General features: G+C 56.4%; 13 protein-coding genes. All 13 read left to right on the forward strand.

From position 1 onward, the window contains the following. Positions 1-438: 438 nt before the first annotated feature. The 13 genes from spoIIE to BN3795_RS09030 all read left to right on the forward strand — a co-directional run bounded on the left by spoIIE (position 439) and on the right by BN3795_RS09030 (position 17,826). Positions 439-2,868, forward strand: a complete 2,430-nt coding sequence (spoIIE, locus tag BN3795_RS08970; protein ID WP_408635019.1) for a stage II sporulation protein E — start codon at positions 439-441, stop codon at positions 2,866-2,868. A gap of 231 nt (positions 2,869-3,099) precedes the next feature. Next, on the forward strand, positions 3,100-3,843 hold the full coding sequence (locus tag BN3795_RS08975; RefSeq protein WP_068784432.1) for a VWA domain-containing protein: 744 nt from the start codon (positions 3,100-3,102) through the stop codon (positions 3,841-3,843). Further along, on the forward strand, positions 3,815-4,768 hold the full coding sequence (locus BN3795_RS08980; RefSeq protein WP_068784366.1) for a protein kinase domain-containing protein: 954 nt from the start codon (positions 3,815-3,817) through the stop codon (positions 4,766-4,768). The genes BN3795_RS08975 and BN3795_RS08980 overlap by 29 nt, the downstream gene beginning before the upstream one ends. Positions 4,769-4,849: 81 nt before the next feature. Next, positions 4,850-6,307 carry a tRNA lysidine(34) synthetase TilS gene (gene tilS / locus BN3795_RS08985; protein ID WP_068784367.1) on the forward strand — a complete coding sequence of 486 codons (1,458 nt, stop codon included), beginning with the start codon at positions 4,850-4,852 and terminating at the stop codon, positions 6,305-6,307. A gap of 51 nt (positions 6,308-6,358) precedes the next feature. Further along, entirely contained in the window at positions 6,359-6,898 is a 540-nt protein-coding gene (hpt, locus tag BN3795_RS08990) for a hypoxanthine phosphoribosyltransferase (RefSeq protein ID WP_068784368.1), read from the forward strand. 100 nt (positions 6,899-6,998) lie between these two features. Beyond that, the gene (ftsH, locus tag BN3795_RS08995) at positions 6,999-9,140 is read left to right on the forward strand and encodes an ATP-dependent zinc metalloprotease FtsH (RefSeq protein ID WP_068784369.1); all 2,142 of its coding nucleotides are present in this window, start codon (positions 6,999-7,001) and stop codon (positions 9,138-9,140) included. Positions 9,141-9,747: 607 nt separating this feature from the next. Continuing rightward, a complete protein-coding gene (nadA, locus tag BN3795_RS09000) occupies positions 9,748-10,686 on the forward strand; it encodes a quinolinate synthase NadA (protein ID WP_068784370.1) in 939 nt (312 codons plus the stop codon). A 35-nt stretch (positions 10,687-10,721) separates the two neighbouring features. Beyond that, on the forward strand, positions 10,722-12,338 hold the full coding sequence (gene nadB / locus BN3795_RS09005; RefSeq protein ID WP_068784371.1) for an L-aspartate oxidase: 1,617 nt from the start codon (positions 10,722-10,724) through the stop codon (positions 12,336-12,338). Then, positions 12,328-13,194 (forward strand): carboxylating nicotinate-nucleotide diphosphorylase, encoded by an 867-nt coding sequence (gene nadC / locus BN3795_RS09010; protein WP_068784372.1) that lies wholly within the window; start codon positions 12,328-12,330, stop codon positions 13,192-13,194. The genes nadB and nadC overlap by 11 nt, the downstream gene beginning before the upstream one ends. 7 nt (positions 13,195-13,201) lie before the next feature. Then, positions 13,202-13,966: a type III pantothenate kinase gene (locus tag BN3795_RS09015; RefSeq protein ID WP_068784373.1), complete on the forward strand. Its 765-nt coding sequence runs from the start codon at positions 13,202-13,204 to the stop codon at positions 13,964-13,966. A gap of 72 nt (positions 13,967-14,038) precedes the next feature. Then, positions 14,039-14,929 carry an Hsp33 family molecular chaperone HslO gene (gene hslO, locus BN3795_RS09020; RefSeq protein ID WP_068784433.1) on the forward strand — a complete coding sequence of 297 codons (891 nt, stop codon included), beginning with the start codon at positions 14,039-14,041 and terminating at the stop codon, positions 14,927-14,929. A 266-nt stretch (positions 14,930-15,195) separates the two neighbouring features. Further along, on the forward strand, positions 15,196-16,134 hold the full coding sequence (gene cysK / locus BN3795_RS09025) for a cysteine synthase A (RefSeq protein ID WP_068784374.1): 939 nt from the start codon (positions 15,196-15,198) through the stop codon (positions 16,132-16,134). Positions 16,135-16,284: 150 nt separating this feature from the next. After that, entirely contained in the window at positions 16,285-17,826 is a 1,542-nt protein-coding gene (locus BN3795_RS09030; RefSeq protein ID WP_068784434.1) for an anthranilate synthase component I family protein, read from the forward strand. Positions 17,827-17,832: the final 6 nt, after the last annotated feature.

A 17,832-nucleotide genomic window follows, 5' to 3' on the forward strand; every position in this document is an offset into this window, starting at 1 on the left:
CGGTTTTTTGTTGTTTTTATGGCGGTAAGGGGGAATGGAATCTCCACAAGATGACTTTGAATGTCCTGGGAAGCAGCTTTTGTCGCCTCCAGACTTTTTGCCGACAGGTTCTTACGGTTTTTTACGAGGAGCGCGTCCGAACGGCCGTGTTTCGCTAACCAAGCCTGTGATCTCCGATACGAACATAGGAACCCCTAACCTCCCCCATCGCTATGGGGGGCATACATTCGCGCCTTGTCGGCACCCCCTCTCAATTTGTCGGAAATTTCTTTGGCCCCTGCTCCGGTATATGACAAACTTTCCGGTTCTAGCCTCCTATAATGGGACATACCTTACTAATTTGGAAAAGGCGGTGCCAGGATGTTGAACAAGTGGAATGTCACCCTGTTTCCAGGGATGAGAAAGGCGAAGGCATGGGACAAGGAGGCGTGGGGGAAAATGCTGCTGGATCAGCCGATCATCCGGCGGGCAGGGCGGCTGTTCGCGGTCAACAAGTGGAACGGCCTGCTCCTTGCGATGAGTTTCCTGCTGGGCCGTGCAACGATATTGGACGAGCTGGCTCCATTTGCCGTTGCTTTCTTCGCGGTCATCTTGTTTATGCGGCGAGATATCGCCTGGATCGCGGGCGCAGCGATGATCGGAGGGGCGCTGCTGACGCCGGATGCCCATCTCCATGCGATTGAAATCGCGGTGGAGCTGTTGATTTTCTATTTGCTGCAAAAGGGGCTGGAGTCATTCGAACGGGCGGATCTCTCCTATGCCCCGATTATGGTGTTTACGAGCACGTTCTTCGTCGGCATGTTCGGGGCGGTGATCGGCCCTTCGCTGACCTGGTACGCGCTGGCGATGACCGTGATGGATGCGCTGCTGAGCTTTGTCCTGACGCTCGTCTTCATCCAGGCGGTTCCGGTGTTCACGTATCGGAAGAAGCACTACCAGCTGCGCGGCGAGGAAATTTTGTGCCTCGTGATTCTGCTTGCCTCCGTGATGACCGGAACCGTTGGATGGGAGATCCAAGGATTATCGGCCGAGCACGTGTTGTCGAGATACCTGATTCTGCTGTTCGCTTTGGCAGGCGGTGCGCCTCTAGGGGCTTCGGTTGGGGTGATTACCGGACTGATCCTCAGCCTGGCGGACACGTCGGCGCTCTACCAGATGAGCTTGCTGGCATTCTCCGGAATGCTCGCCGGGATGCTGCGGGAAGGGCGCAAATGGGCCGTTGGTTTCGGCATGCTGCTCGGCTCGTCGATCCTGTCGATCTATATCGCCGGCCCGGCGGACGTGATGTCCTCCACTTGGGAGAGCTGCGCTGCAGTTCTACTCTTTCTGTTGACTCCCAAAAAAACGGTCCAAGTCATTGCCAAATACGTGCCCGGCACGCAGGAGCATGCTAAAACCCAGCATGAATACGCCAAGCGGGTACGCGACATTACGGCCGGTCGGGTGGCGCAGTTCTCCCAAGTCTTCAAGCAGCTGGCGCGCAGCTTCGGACAGGTGTCCAGTACCGGGGAAATCGCCAAGCGCGGCGAGGAAATCGACCATTTCATGAATGCGGTGACCGAGGGTGCTTGCGCGACATGCTTCCGTAGAAACACATGCTGGGACGGGCGATTCTATCAAACGTACAAGCTGATGACGGAGATGATGACGGCGATTGAGGAGAAGCCGGAGGTCACCGTAGCGGAACTCCCGGCAAGATGGGGCAAGCTGTGTGCGAAAACCGATCAAGTGCTGGATATTATGAAACACGAATACGATCTTTATCAGCATGATCTCCATTGGAAACGGCAAATTTACGACAGCCGCCAACTGGTGGCCGAACAGCTTTCGGGCGTCTCGCAGGTCATGGAAGACCTGGCCCGGGAAATTCAGCGCGAAGGACAAGCCATGTATAAGCAGGAGGAGCAAATCCGTGAGGCGCTGGAAAAAATGGGCCTGTCCATTCACAGCATCGATATCGTGAATTTGGACCATGGCAACGTGGAGATTGAAATTGTCCATGCCTACACCCGCGGTTTCGATGAATGCCGGAAGATTATCGCGCCGCTCCTGTCGGATATCTTGGGCGAGCATATCGCCGTGATGAACGAAACGCTGCATGGCGGCAAAGAAGGCCTGTCGACCGTCACCTTCGGTTCGGCCAAGGCGTTCGAGATCACGACGGGGGTCGCCGGCACGGCGAAAGGCGGGGATATGCTCTCGGGCGACAGCTTCAGTGCCAAGGAGCTTGGCAACGGCACCTTCGCGGTAGCGATCAGCGACGGCATGGGCAACGGGGAGCGGGCGCGGCTGGAGAGCAGCACGGCGCTGAACATTCTCGAGCAATTGCTGCAGTCCGGCATGGAGGAGACGCTGGCGATCAAATCGGTGAATTCGATTCTGATGTTGCGCTCGCCGGACGAGGTGTATGCGACGGTCGACATGGCGCTGATCGACCAGTACACGGCCCGGACGACGTTCATGAAGATCGGCTCGTCGCCAAGCTTCATCAAGCGAGGCCAGGAGGTGATTCCGGTTACGGCCAGCAACCTGCCGATCGGCATTATCCAGGATATCGAAGTCGACCTGGTGTCCGTTCAGCTGTATCCGGGAGATACGCTGATCATGATGACCGACGGCATTTACGATGCGCCGGGGCCGGCGGTCAACAAGGAGCTGTGGATCAAGCGGCTGATCCAGGAGATCCAGGCCGAGGAGCCGCAGGAGATCGCCGATTGCCTGCTGGAGTCCGTGATCCGGTACCAGAAGAACGTGATCCACGACGATATGACGGTGGTCGTCGCCAACATCGACCATCTGCGGCCTGAGTGGTCTACGCTGCACATCCCCGGCATCAGCCGGCTGGAGCGGCCGCGAACGGTGAGTTAGTCGAGAGCTTGAGGTGAGAACCTCAGGTTCTTTTTTTTTCGTCCTAAAATTTGTGCACTTATTCGTGCCAGGCTAAATTTTATTCTGAATTCTAGCGAACTGAAGGTAGGCGTCTTTGGTTCCTTTCTTTTTTATAGAAGTGATTGCGGGTCGGTTTGAACTCGAACCTCGCTGGAAATGATAGATAAGAGAATGTTGAACTCTATCTATTTTGAAGGGCGGGAAGACAGGATGAAACAAATTATGTTGATTACGGACGGGTGTTCTAATGTCGGGGAAAGCCCGGTGATGGCTGCGGCGTTAGCGAGACAGGAAGGGATTACCGTGAATGTAGTGGGAATCGTCGATTATGGGACGATCGGAGAACTGGGGAGCCTGGAAATCTCTGAAATCGCCAAGGCCGGCGGCGGCATGAGCCGGATCGCCGGAACCGAGAACCTCGCGCAAACGATGCAGATGCTGACGCGAAAGACGGTCGTTCAGACGATTCAGCAGGCGGTTCATAAGGAGATTCGGCAAATCCTTGGCGATCAGCAGGTCGGCGATCTGCCGCCGGAGACGCGGTCACAGGTCGTGGAGGTCATCGACGAACTGAGCGAGAGCAGTCCGCTGCAGGTGGCGCTCCTGATTGATGCCAGCGCCAGCATGAAGCCGAAGCTTCGGGCCGTAGAGGAAGCGATTCGGGACATGATGCTGAGCTTGGGCTCTCGGAAAGGGGAGAGCCGTCTGGCCGTATTTCATTTCCCCGGTTCGCACAGCGGGGAGGATGCCGTCCTGGACGTGGACTGGACCCGTGATCTAGGTACAGCGCGTTCCATCTTCCAGCGTCTCGTCATGAGAGGGGCAACGCCAACGGGACCGGCGCTCTTGAAGGTGATGGATTTCATGCGATATGGTACACTGGATGAACATGGGAAGTCTTGGCATGAGAAGACGGAGGGACAAGATGGAATCCTCGGCGACTACGTCGTCTAAAATCAACCTGCCGCAGGGGACGCGGATTACCGGACGCTGGAACGGGGGACGGTATATCATCCAGCGCTTGCTGGGGCAGGGTGCGAACGGCGTCGTATTCCTGGTGAAACGGGAGAAGAACGGAAAATTATACGCCCTGAAGCTGGGCTTTGATACGCTGGACATCCAATCGGAGATCAATGTGCTGAAAGCGCTGCAGCGTCAAGGGCGGCGGCGCGGCGCGGCGGAACGGGATCTCAATTACCTGGTGGAGGTGGACGATTTCACCTTCCAGGGGAGGGAGATTCCTTTCTACGTTATGCGCTATGTGCAGGGGGAGCCGCTGCGCGCCTTCTTGGCACGGCGCGGTCAACGCTGGCTGGACGTGGTCGGCCTTCAGCTGCTGCAGCAGCTCGGCCGTCTGCACAGCTCCGGCTGGGTGTTTGGCGACCTCAAGCCGGAGAATGTGCTCGCCGGTGCTTACGGCGAAGTCGAGCTGATCGACTATGGCGGGGTCACCGGCGAAGGGCGCAGCGTGAAGCAGTTCACGGAGTGGTACGACCGCGGCTTCTGGAGTGCCGGGAGCCGGACGGCGGACCCGGCCTACGACTGGTTTTCCTTTGCGGTCGTCTGCATTCACTTGCTCGCGGAGACCCCGCTGAAGAAAGCCGCCACCCAACTGCCGCAGACGCGCAGCCGCAGCGATCTTCTCGCCATCGTGGAGGGGAACGAGGCGCTGGCGCCGTACCGCGTCTGGCTGAAGCGGGCGTTGAACGGGGAGTTCCGCGACACGGCGGAAGCTTGCTGGTTGTGGAAAGAGCTGGTTGCGGACCGGTTCGCTCCGCGGCGGCGAACCCGTTCCGCCACGCCGGGCTGGATCGTCGGCGCGTTTGCGGTGTCGCTGACGTTGCTTGCTTGCGCTCTTTATTTTACTTTTAGGTTTTAGCGCTTCCGATCCGCAACGTTTACGAACTAACTCACAGGGCTCCAAGAGGTCACGATCATTTTCGACGGAAGGTGGGATCCGATGAAAGAATCCACGTTGCACCGATTGACAGAGCAGGTTCGTCGCCTCGGCCGGCAAGAGCGGTTATGGTCCCCCGGGGACGTCATCGTCGTGGCGGTGTCCGGCGGGGTCGATTCAACAGTGCTTCTGCATATAATGAAGGAAATCGCTGGAGACAAGGAGCTGAATCTAAAGCTGATCTGCGCCCATCTTCACCATGGCTTACGCGGAGAAGAAGCGGATCGGGATGCGGAATTTGTACGCGAGCTTGCGAGGCGCCTTGGCATCCCCTTTGAGCTGGGACATGCCGATGTACGCGCTTATATGAGGGAAACGGGGAAAAGCCTCGAGCTGGCGGCTCGGGAGAAGCGGTATGAATATTTGCATCAGGTAGCGCAGCGTTACGGGGCTTCGGCCATCGCGCTTGCTCATCATGCCGACGATCAGGCCGAGACGGTGATGATGCGGCTGCTGCGGGGGAGCGGTCCGTCCGGGCTGGCCGGAATAAGGCTGAAGCGCCGGGAAAAAAATGTGGAACTTCTCCGTCCCCTGCTTCGTATATACAAGACGGATTTGCTCCAGGCGTGCCGCGAGTCCGGACTGGCTTTCGTAGAGGATAGCAGTAACCTGGATAAAGAGTTGACGCGAAATTCGATTCGGCTGGATGTGTTGCCTTTTTTGGGGCAATATAATGGTCAGTTGCCGGAATCGTTGAACCGACTGGCGGAGCTGGCTGCGGCGGAAGATCATTATCTGCAGCTGGAGGCGTCGAAAGCGTATGCCGATCTGGTGCGGGCGGAAGACGGGATTCTCTCGTTTGCGGCCCCGCTTTTCGCTACTGTACATGTTGCTTTACAACGGAGGTTGATTAAACTAATATTAAATTATCTGCCTTTAAGCGCGGAGGATCGTGATTTTGTCAAGGTTGAGGCCATTCGCCAGGGGTCGATTCAGGATCGGCCCACGACGTGGAGCTTGGATCTCGGCAGCGGCGTCAAGTGCGTACGCGAGTATGACAGAATCCGCTTTATCCCCCCGGCAGTGGAAAGTCGGATTCCTCATTATACATATTTGGTGGAACAATTTCCGGCGGAGGTGCCGATCGAAGGCATGAGCCAGAGCTTGCGCTTGACGCGGCATGGTGCCGGCAGGGAGGGCGTTCTCGCAAAGGCAGAGGGGAATAGCGAAGCGAATTTTGATGCGGATAAGCTGGTCTATCCGCTTACCGTGCGTTCCCGGCTTCCGGGGGATGCCATGAAAGTTATGGGATTAAACGGCAGCAAAAAGGTAAAAGATATTTTCATCGATGCGAAAATACCTCCATCCCTCCGCTCCCGCATCCCGATTGTGACGGATGCCGCAGGCCGGATCCTGTGGATTCCCGGCGTTCGCCGATCCGCAGTCGCCGCGGTGAACCCGCGCACGACTTCCGTTGTGCATATGGTTCTGACGCCGCGCCAAGATCCGTTCGCACCTTGAGGATTAGCAAAAGACCGGCATTCATAGTATAACGTAGGAGGTTCACTCATTTTGCTAAACGATATCCAGGAAGTTTTGATTACGCGAGAACAAATTCAGGAGAAGGTTATCGAGCTGGGCAAGCAGTTAAGCGCGGAATACGAAGGTCGCAATCCGCTCGTGATCTGTATCTTGAAAGGTGCGTTTATTTTCATGGCCGACCTGGTCAAGGAAATTACGGTACCGATCGAGCTTGATTTCATGGCCGTCTCCAGTTATGGCGCGGGCACCCGTTCTTCGGGGGAAGTTAAGATCATCAAGGATTTGGATCATTCTGTAGAAGGACGCGATATCCTGATTGTGGAGGATATTATCGATAGCGGGCTGACGCTGAGCTATTTGATCGATGTTCTCGAGCGGCGCAAGGTGAAATCCGTTAAAATCGTCACGCTGTTCGACAAACCTGCACGGCGCACGGTGAAATTGGAAGCCGACCTGTCGGGATTCGTTCTGCCGGACGCTTTCGTTGTTGGATACGGGCTGGATTATGCCGAGAAATACCGTAACCTCCCATTCATCGGAGTACTGAAGCCGGAGATTTACACCAGTTGATTTCGTCGTCCGCATGGACGAAGGACCACCCTTGCCGGAATTTTGAAATGGCGAGATTGGCTATGGTAAAATAACTTAAGGTCTTGAGAGGAGGTAGGGGATGAATCGGTTCATCCGGAATTCTGGTTTTTATTTGATACTTTTCTTAGTCGTGGTGGGCATCGTCCAATTCCTCAATGGCGGACAAGAAGCAACCGTCACCCCTAAGTATTCGGACTTACGTCAGGAACTGAAGGATAACAACGTTGCTGATTTAACCGTTAAATTTGACGGTTACGCTTATCTGGTAACCGGTAAGTATAAGGAAGCTGTCAATAACGACAAGACGAAGAATTTCTCACTTTATGTTCCTTTTGACGAGAACGTGGTCAAGGAAATTATCGCTTATAGCGACCAGAACGGTTTCAGCGTGGAATGGAAGAAAATGCAGGGCGAAAGCATCTGGCTGACCTTCCTGACTTCGATCGTTCCGCTCGCGATTATGTTCATCCTGTTCTTCTTCCTGTTTAACCAAGCGCAGGGCGGCGGCGGCAAGGTCATGAACTTCGGCAAGAGCCGGGCCCGCCTCTATAATGAAGAGAAGAAGAAAGTCACGTTCGAAGACGTTGCAGGTGCCGACGAAGAGAAGCAAGAGCTTGTCGAAGTCGTTGAGTTCCTGAAGGATCCGCGGAAATTCTCCGCCGTTGGGGCAAGAATTCCGAAGGGCGTTCTGCTGGTGGGCCCTCCGGGTACCGGTAAAACCTTGCTCGCCCGGGCAGTTGCCGGCGAAGCCGGAGTTCCGTTCTTCAGCATTTCCGGTTCAGACTTCGTGGAAATGTTCGTGGGGGTCGGGGCATCCCGTGTCCGGGATTTGTTCGAGAACGCCAAGAAGAATGCGCCTTGTATTATCTTCATCGACGAAATCGACGCCGTAGGTCGTCAACGCGGAGCTGGACTCGGCGGCGGGCATGATGAACGCGAACAAACGCTGAACCAATTGCTCGTAGAGATGGATGGCTTCGGCGGCAATGAGGGCATCATTATCGTAGCGGCAACGAACCGTGCGGACATTCTGGATCCGGCTTTGCTGCGTCCGGGACGTTTTGACCGTCAAATCACGGTGGATCGTCCGGATGTGAAGGGCCGCGAAGCCGTGCTGAGAGTGCATGCGCGCAACAAGCCGCTCACCAAGGACGTTAAGCTGGACGTTATCGCGAAGAGAACGACCGGTTTCACCGGTGCTGATCTGGAGAACCTGCTGAATGAAGCGGCGCTCCTCGCCGCACGCCGGAACCGCAAAGACATTTCCATGCCGGAAGTGGATGATGCGATCGATCGCGTCATTGTCGGGACTGAGAAACGCAGCCGCGTGATCAGCGACCGGGAGAAACGCATCGTGGCTTACCACGAAGCGGGCCATACGATCGTAGGTTACTTCCTGGAGCATGCCGATATGGTGCATAAGGTAACGATCATTCCGCGCGGCCGTGCCGGCGGGTATGTGATTATGCTGCCGAAGGAAGACCGCATGCTGGCGACGAAGAACGAGCTGCTGGATCGGGTGACCGGTCTGCTCGGGGGCCGCGTATCCGAGGAGCTGTTTATCGGCGAAATCGGGACCGGCGCGTACAGCGACTTCCAGCAAGCAACGAATATCGTGCGCAGCATGATTATCGAATACGGGATGAGCGAGAAGCTCGGACCGATGCAGTTCGGCACCTCGCAAGGCCAGGTATTCCTGGGCCGCGATATCGGCCACGAACAGAACTACAGCGATCAAATCGCTTACGAGATCGATCAGGAAATGCACCGGTTCATCAGCGAATCGTATGAACGTTGTAAACAGCTGTTGACCGAGCATGCCAAGGAAGTCCACCTCATCGCGGAAACGCTGCTTGAAGTGGAGACCTTGGAGCTGGAGCAGATCAAATCGCTGATCGAAACCGGCACGCTGGACGGCTTGAAGAAAGACGGGCCAGACGGCGGCAACGGTTCTTCGGAACCGGGTGAACCGACCATCGACAACGTGGGTGATGTTCGCGTCCGCATCCAAGGCAAAACCGAGGATCCGGCGCCTGCCGCTCCGGCCGGGGACATCCCGAATGACGTTCCGGGCGGAACCGCCAGCGATCGGACGAAGGATCCGGTTGTCGACGCACCGCAAGGCACCGTCAGCGACACGCCGGGCCAAGCCGATTCGGCGGGTGGAGGCAAAGATCCCAACAATAACAACAACAACGGCGGCGGAACGCCAACCGTGTAAACCAATATGCTAAGACCTAATCCGGGAAACGTGAGGTTTCCCGGATTTTTTGTTGCGGAGGAAGGAGCTTTGGGGTGGCGTGGGGCGAATGTATGCGAAAAATCGAATAGATTTCGGAGGAACTTGCGATTTTGGCCGAATCTATATGAAATTTCATGTTCATTTGTGCCTTAGGAAGCAGAAGCGCTGAAATCGGTATGAAAAATCGAATAGATTTCGGATTCAGGGCTCTCAGCGACGTTAGGTATGCGAAAAATCGAATCCATTTGGGCTCAGATCCATGATGGAAGGGAGCCAACACCCCGGCCCGTTTGCCAAAAATTTTAGATAATCACGAACGCGCGAATCCCCCCGTTAATCCTGATTTTCCCTGCAAAATCGTAAGCAATTGCCGCTATACGCCGGCGCACGCCGCATTGACAGTGCCTTTCACCTTGTGTAAATTAGTTGATAAACACCGTGTGAAATTTAATACGTTCTTGCCGTTTCACGCAGGATTGCCATACAACGCATGAAGGAACCCGGCCGATGCGAAGAGATAGAGAGCCCGGATGGGAGTAAGTAAACAGCAACAGACGATACCTGAGCTTATGGGGGAGGAATTCAAGTGGAGGCTCTAGCGCTTGAGCGGAAGGCCGAAATGAACCGCGAATTGCGGGAAAGACTGGTGCAGCTCAAGAAAGAACGCAACGCCATCATTCTGGCGCATTATTATCAGCGGGATGAAATTCAGGAGGTGGCCGATTTTCGGGGGGATTCGTTCCTGCTGGCACAGAAGGCCGCTTCGACCGACGCGGAGACCATCGTGTTCTGCGGCGTTCATTTCATGGGGGAAAGCGCGAAGATCCTGGCGCCGAACAAGACGGTGCTGATTCCCGACGAACGCGCCGGCTGCCCGATGGCCGATATGGTGAATGTCGACGGCTTGCGCAAGCTGAAGGCGCAGCACCCGAATGCCAAAGTGGTGACCTACATCAATTCTTCCGCAGAAATCAAAGCGGAAACCGATATCTGCTGCACCTCGTCGAATGCGGTGAAGGTGATCAATTCCGTTGATGCGGACGAAATCATTTGGGTGCCGGATAAGAACCTTGGTCATTACGTGCAGCAGCATACCGACAAGAAGCTGATCATCTGGGAAGGTTACTGCAATACCCATGATATGTTGACGGTCAAGGACGTCGTTGAGATGAAAGCGAAATACCCGAACGCCGAGTTTGTCGTGCATCCGGAATGCCGTCCGGAGGTAGTGGCGATGGGGGATTTCGTGGGCAGCACCACGGCTATTCTGGAGTATTGCAAGAATTCCTCCGCCAAGGAGTTTATCGTTGGCACGGAGGATGGAACGGGATATCAGCTGCGCAAAGACAGCCCGGATAAGACCTTCCATTTTGCCACGAAATTCCTGGTGTGCCCGAACATGAAAGTCAATAACCTGAAAAAACTGGTCAAATGCCTGGAAACGATGCAACCGCAGATTTACGTACCGCCCGTCGTTGCCGACAAAGCCAGATTATCCTTAGAGCGCATGTTACAAGTTAAGTAGCATGCGCTACTCTCTTGTCCAAGATAGGTGAGATTGTGATTCCACAATATTTGGTTGATTTCGAGGCAGGTCGGCTGCCGGTTGTTGATACGGATGTGATCGTGATCGGTTCGGGGATCGCGGGTCTTTTTACCGCTATTAAGGCAAGTGAAAAAGATCGCGTAATCCTGATTACGAAAAAATCGATGCTGGAAAGCAATACCCGCTACGCCCAAGGTGGGATTGCCGCCGTGATCTCCGAGGACGATTCCCCGGCTTATCACAGGCAGGATACGCTGTTGGCCGGGGCGGGATTGTGCTCCTCCGAAGCGGTGGACATTCTGGTGAACGAAGGGCCCGAAGGCGTTAAGGAGCTGATGACGCTGGGTACGGCCTTCGATTTGGAGAATGGGGAGCTAGCCCTGACGAAGGAAGGAGCGCACAGCCATCGCCGCATTTTGCATGCTCATGGAGATGCCACGGGGTATGAGATTGTGCGGGCTTTGTCGGAGCAGGCGGGCGTTCATCCCAACATCGAGGTTTGGGACAATCATTATGTGATCGATTTGATTACCGAGGAGAATGAATGCCTGGGCGCGCTTGTCCAGCAGCCTGACGGACAGCGGGTGTTCCTGCGCGGGAAGGCCACGATTCTGTGCTCCGGGGGAGCCGGGCAGTTGTATCGCTATACGACTAACCCCGAAGTGGCTACGGGCGATGGTATGGCCATCGCTTACAGGGCAGGCGCGGTTCTTCGTGACATGGAGTTTATTCAATTTCATCCCACTTCACTCTGTTACCCAGGCGCTCCGCGGTTTCTGATCTCCGAGGCCGTTCGCGGCGAAGGGGCCGTGCTGCGCAATATCAAAGGCGAGCGCTTTATGAGCAAATACCATGAGCTGCTGGAGCTGGCACCGCGGGATATCGTGGCCCGGGCGATCGTGAGCGAAATGGAGGAGACCGGCGCCAGCATCGTCTATCTCGATATCACGCATGAAGATCCGGAGAAAGTCAGAGCCCGGTTTCCGACGATTTACGAAACCTGCCTGAGCTATGGACTCGATCTGACGGCCGACTGGATTCCGGTTGCGCCGGCTGCGCATTATATGATGGGAGGCGTTCGCGTCAGTCATCACGGCGAGACGAGCGTGCACCGCTTGTTCGCTTGCGGGGAGGTCTCGTCAACCGGCGTGCATGGGGCGAACCGGCTGGCGAGCAATTCGCTGTCCGAGGCGATTGTGTTCGGACGCCGGATTATCCGGCGAATCCGGGAGCTGCCGCCACGCACCCGAACCGGCGAGGCGATCGCTTACCGCGCCGGCCGTCAAGCTCCGGCTCCGGCCTCGCTGGTCGAACGGCGGCTGGACCTGCAGAAGACGATGGTTCGCCGCGCCGGCTTGCGCCGAACGGCCGAAGGCCTTGCCAAAGGGATCGAGGAGCTGGAGAAGCATCAGGCGATTTTTAGCCAGGTGCTGCATACCCGGGAAGAATGGGAGTACGCCAATATGCTGACCTGCGCGCTGCTGCTGGCCAAGTCTGCGCTGGCGCGGGAGGAGAGCCGGGGCGGACATTACCGCGAGGATTTCCCGGAGCGCCGCGACGAGAAGTGGCGCAAGCATCTGCTGTGGCAGCGGGATAAAGGAATGTTGGAGGAATATAGCGATGATGTTTAATGGATATAATGAAGGGCTCGTTGAGGCGATCCGAAATTGGCTGAAGGAAGATGTGGGCTCCGGGGATGTAACGACCTCCGTAACGATCCCGGCAGGCCATGAATCCAAAGGAATCATTCACGCCAAACAGGGCGGGGTTGTGGCCGGTCTGCCGGTAGCGCGGTTGGTTTTTGAGATCGTCGATCCGAACCTGATGTTTACGCCGCGCGTGAAAGATGGCGATCGAATCGAGAAGGGCGCGATTCTGGCCGAGGTTGAAGGAAGCACGCACAGCATTTTGACCGGGGAGCGCTTGGCGCTGAATTTACTGCAGCGTTTATCCGGAATTGCAACGCGTACGAACACTTACGTGGAGGCGCTTGGCGAGCTGCCGGTTCGGCTGGTCGACACGCGGAAGACGACACCGGGCCACCGGATGCTGGAGAAATACGCCGTTCGCATCGGAGGGGGCGCCAATCACCGCTTCGGGTTGTACGATGCCGTGATGATCAAGGATAATCACATTAAAGGGGCCGGAGGCATCGCCCAAGCGGTCAGCCGCGCCCGCGCTCATATTCCGCATACGATGACCATTGAGGTGGAGACGGAAAACTTGGATCAGGTCGAAGAAGCCTTGCAGGCCGGAGCGGATATTATCATGCTCGACAATATGGCCCCCGATCTGATGAAGGAAGCGGTGCGCCGCATCAAGGCCAAAGCCCCGCATGTGAAGGTGGAGGCGTCGGGCAACGTGTCGCTGGAGACGATCCGCGGCATTGCCGAGAGCGGCGTGGACGTCATTTCCGTGGGACGGTTGACGTATTCTTTTGAAAGCCTGGATATCAGTCTGGATCTGAACGGCAAGAAGGAGGGTTAACTACCGCATGTTCCTTGTAGTCGATGTAGGCAATACGAATATCGTGCTGGGGATTTACCGGGAGAAGGAACTGCTCCATCATTTCCGCATCAGCACGAACCGTCAAGCCACGGTGGACGAGTACGGCGTCTTGATTCACAACCTGTTCCATATGGTGGGTGTTCGGAAGAACGAGATCGAAGGCGTCATCATTTCTTCGGTTGTTCCGCCGTTAATGCACGTGCTGGAAGAGTTGTCCGAGAAATACCTGCACCATAAGCCGCTCGTTGTCGGCCCGGGCATCAAAACCGGGTTGAACCTGCGCTACGAAAATCCGCGCGAGGTTGGCGCGGACCGGATCGTCAACGCCGTTGCGGCGATCGAGCAGTACGGCGGGCCGCTGGTGGTCGTCGATTTCGGCACGGCCACGACGTTTGACTGCATCGATGCGGCCGGCAATTATCTCGGCGGCGCGATCGTGCCGGGGATCGGCATTTCGACGGAGGCGCTGTACCAACGGGCTTCCAAGCTTCCCCGGATCGAGCTGGAGAAGCCGAAGAAGGTGATCGGCCGCAATACGGTGCATGCGATGCAAGCGGGGATTATCTTCGGTTATGCCGGCCAGGTGGATGGCATTGTGGAACGGATCGCCCAGGAGATGGGCGCGAAGCCGAAAGTCATCGCAACCGGGGGGTTAGCCGAGCTGATCGCCAGCGAAACGCGGACAATCGAGGAAGTCAACTCGCAGTTAACCCTGGAGGGGCTGCGAATTATATACGAACGCAATCAATAAAGCGGGCGATGGTTATACTGGTAGAAGTTCAAGTTACTCCTGGGAGGTAGTGAAAGGAGGTCCCTTCGCATGATGGACCAGAACAACAAACAAGACCGGCTGATCCGCGGGATCGCGATGGACGGGAAAGTACGCGCCTTCGCCGTGCGAACAACGGAATTGGTAGAGGAGCTGCGCCGCCGGCATGATACCTATCCAACGGCAACGGCCGCCATGGGGCGCACGGTAACCGCCGCTGCCATGATGGGGGCGATGCTCAAAGGCGAGGAGAAGCTGACCGTCCAGGTCAAAGGCGATGGGCCGATCGGCCAAATCATCGCGGATGCCAACGCCAAAGGCGAGGTGCGCGGGTACGTCAAGAACCCGCATGTTCATCTGCCGAGCAACAGCCAGGGGAAACTGGATGTACGCGGCGTTGTCGGGACGGATGGATTTATCCATGTGACGAAGGATCTGGGGCTGAAGGAGCCCTACCGCGGCAGCGTGCCGCTGATCTCCGGCGAGTTGGGCGAGGATTTCACGTATTATTTTGCCGTGTCGGAGCAAACGCCTTCTGCCGTCGGATTAGGGGTGTTGGTGGACGTGGACAACTCGGTGATCGTGGCGGGCGGCTTCATTATTCAGTTGCTCCCGGGCTTAAGCGATTCGGAGATCGACACGATCGAGAAGGCGGTTGGCCAACTGCCGCCGGTGACGACGCTGCTTGATCAAGGCCTGGAGCTTGAGGATATGCTGCGCCGGATCGTACCGGATGTGCAGGTGCTGGAGGAAATGGACATCGTCTTCTCCTGCAACTGTTCCCGGGAACGGGTGGAGCGCACGCTGATCAGCTTGGGCAGGAAGGAGCTGGAGGAGCTGCGGGACGAAGATCAAGAGACGGAAGTTGTCTGTGATTTCTGCAACGAACCTTACCTATTTACAACCGAGGATCTCGATCAGCTGATTGCTCAAGCGGAGAAATAGGACAAGAGCGGCTGGAAAACCTGAACCAAGCCTATAGGACAAAAGATACTTTGCGGATCGGTCGGCAAGACCTTTGTTGCAAAGTATTTTTTGTGACTTTTCTTGACAACTCCAATCGGGGTTGTTAAGATATAATCAGAAAACCAACTTATTTACTCGGAAATAAATGAAAGCTGATAAATCGCACATCCTAAACTGTCTAGCTTTCATATTGGGGCAGCCAGATCGACTAGGTTATTTTTTTATCCAAAGGGAGGATATTTGATATGGCAAAAGTCGTAAATAGCGTGACGGAATTGATCGGAGATACGCCGCTGGTCCGGTTGAACCGGGTTGTGCCGGAGGACAGCGCAGAAATTTATGTGAAGCTGGAATACCAAAATCCAGGGTCCAGCGTGAAGGACCGGATTGCGATCAGCATTGTGGAAGAAGCGGAGAAAGCCGGCAAGCTGAAGTCGGGCGGAACGATTATCGAAGCTACCAGCGGGAACACCGGGATTGGCCTGGCGATGGTTGCGGCGGCTAAAGGGTATAAAGCCGTTATCGTGATGCCGGAGACGATGAGCTTGGAACGCCGCAACCTGCTGCGCGCTTATGGGGCCGAGCTTGTATTGACTCCGGGAGCCGAAGGGATGAACGGGGCGGTGAAGAAAGCCGAGGAGCTGCTGGCAGCGAATCCGGATTATTTCCTGGCGGACCAATTTAGAACGCAAGCGAACGTGAAGATCCACCGTGAAACGACAGGCCCGGAAATCGTTGAGGCGATCGAATCGCTGGACGGGCGTCTGGATGCGTTCGTTGCTGGGATCGGTACGGGCGGTACGATTACCGGTGCGGGTGAAGTATTGAAGAAACGGTTCCCGGATCTGAAAATTTACGCGGTTGAACCGGCGGCATCGCCGATTTTGTCCGGCGGCAAACCTGGACCGCACAAGATCCAAGGTCTTGGTGCGAACTTCATTCCGGAGATTTTGAACCGCGAAATTTATGATGAAATCATTCATGTGGAGAACGATGAGGCGTTTGAACAAGCGCGGACGGTAGCGAAAGAGGAAGGCATCCTGTCCGGGATTTCCTCCGGCGCTGCGGTGTTCGCCGCTTTGAAGGTGGCTAAAGAACTCGGCAAAGGCAAGCGGGTCGTCGCGGTGATTCCAAGTAACGGCGAACGCTACCTCAGCACGCCGCTGTACAACTTCGAAGCTTAATCGTTCCTCAGGAGAGCGATCCCAACCCCCGGCTGTTCGAAATGAACGGTCCGGGGGCTTTCATTTTCAGGCGGTCTTCTAGTATACTAGCTTCCAATAAGATCAGAGCTGCTTCAGAATGATGGAAGATGTGGAGGATCAACGCGGTTGATGGAGAACATGACGACTTGGGAGCAATGGATGAAATGGGCGGAGACAGGAGCATGGACGATGCTGCCTTTTGCGGTCAAATGCCCGCTGGCGGCTTCCGGCTTGCCTGAGGATTGGTCCCGGGCATGGGCGGAGGCCGGGCCGTATACTTGTGTGCTGGAGAGCGGCAAAGGGGGACGTTACACCTTTTTGGGCTTGGCCCCGGTATCGGTCATTCGCGGCAAAGGCGATGAGGCGGTCGTCTACGATCTTCCTGCCGATACGGCTTCAACCCGGCAAGGCAAGCCGCTGGAGCTGCTGCGGGACTGGATGGAGCCGTTCCGGGCGCCAGCGGTGCCTGGACTGCCTAAATTCAGCGGCGGCGCCGTCGGGTACCTCGCCTACGATGTGGCGCGATCGTTGGAGCGGCTGCCGGACTTGGCGCAGGACGATCTTGGCCTGGACGATTATATCTGGATGCGGTTTACGGAATTGTGGGCTGTCGATCAAGAAGAAGGTCATGTCTACTGTGTCGTCCATGTCCCGATGGATTCAGCGTCCAAGGATCAGCTGCGCGAGAGCTACCGCCGCGCCGAAGAACGGGCTTCGCTCATGGCGGAGCGTTGGGCGGGCTTCTGCTTCTGCGAAGCGACCGACCCATCCGCATCGGGAAGCCAAGCGGCGCCTTCGCCGATCAGTGACGAGGAGCTGGAGCATCGCCGTTTAAGCGTCTCGATGACGCAGGAGGCGTTTGAAGCGGCGGTGCGGCGGGTGAAGGCGTATATTGCCGCCGGCGACGTGTTCCAGGTGAACCTGTCGCTGCGCCAGGCCTTTGCATTGGCGGCGTCGCCGGAGCGGGTGTACGAGCAGCTTCGGCGGCTAAATCCGTCGCCCTATATGGGCTTGCTCCGTTTTCCCGATTTCCGGCTCGTATCCGCTTCGCCGGAGCTGCTGGTGAAGGTGGAGCGAGGGAAGATCAGTACGCGCCCGATTGCAGGAACGCGGCGGCGGGGACATTCGCTGGAAGAGGATCAGCGGATGGAGGCGGAGCTGCGGGCCAGCGACAAAGAGCAGGCGGAGCATATCATGCTGGTCGACCTTCTGCGGAATGATATCGGCCGCGTGGCGGAGTACGGAACGGTGCGGGTCAGCGAGCTGTTCACCGTGGAGCGTTATTCGCATGTCATGCATCTGGTATCCGAGGTCGAAGGGGGGCTCGGCGGAGATCATACGTTGTATGATGCGATCGCCGCTGTTTTTCCGGGAGGCACGATTACCGGAGCGCCCAAGGTGCGCACGATGGAAATCATCGAGGAGCTGGAGCCGGTCACGCGAGGGCCTTATACCGGCGCGATGGGATGGATTGACTATACCGGCAATATGGAATTAAATATTATTATACGTACGCTGGTCGCGAAGGACGGCGTGGGTTATTTGCAGACGGGAGCGGGGATCGTGATCGATTCGGACCCGTACCGTGAGTACAGGGAATGCTTTAACAAGGCCAGAGCTGTTGCTTTGGCGATTCAACAGAGCGAGAAGAGCCAGCTGGACAAAGTCTAGGACAGG

Origin of the sequence: Paenibacillus phocaeensis (genome assembly GCF_900021165.1) — a bacterium.
Lineage (GTDB): Bacteria > Bacillota > Bacilli > Paenibacillales > Paenibacillaceae > Fontibacillus > Fontibacillus phocaensis.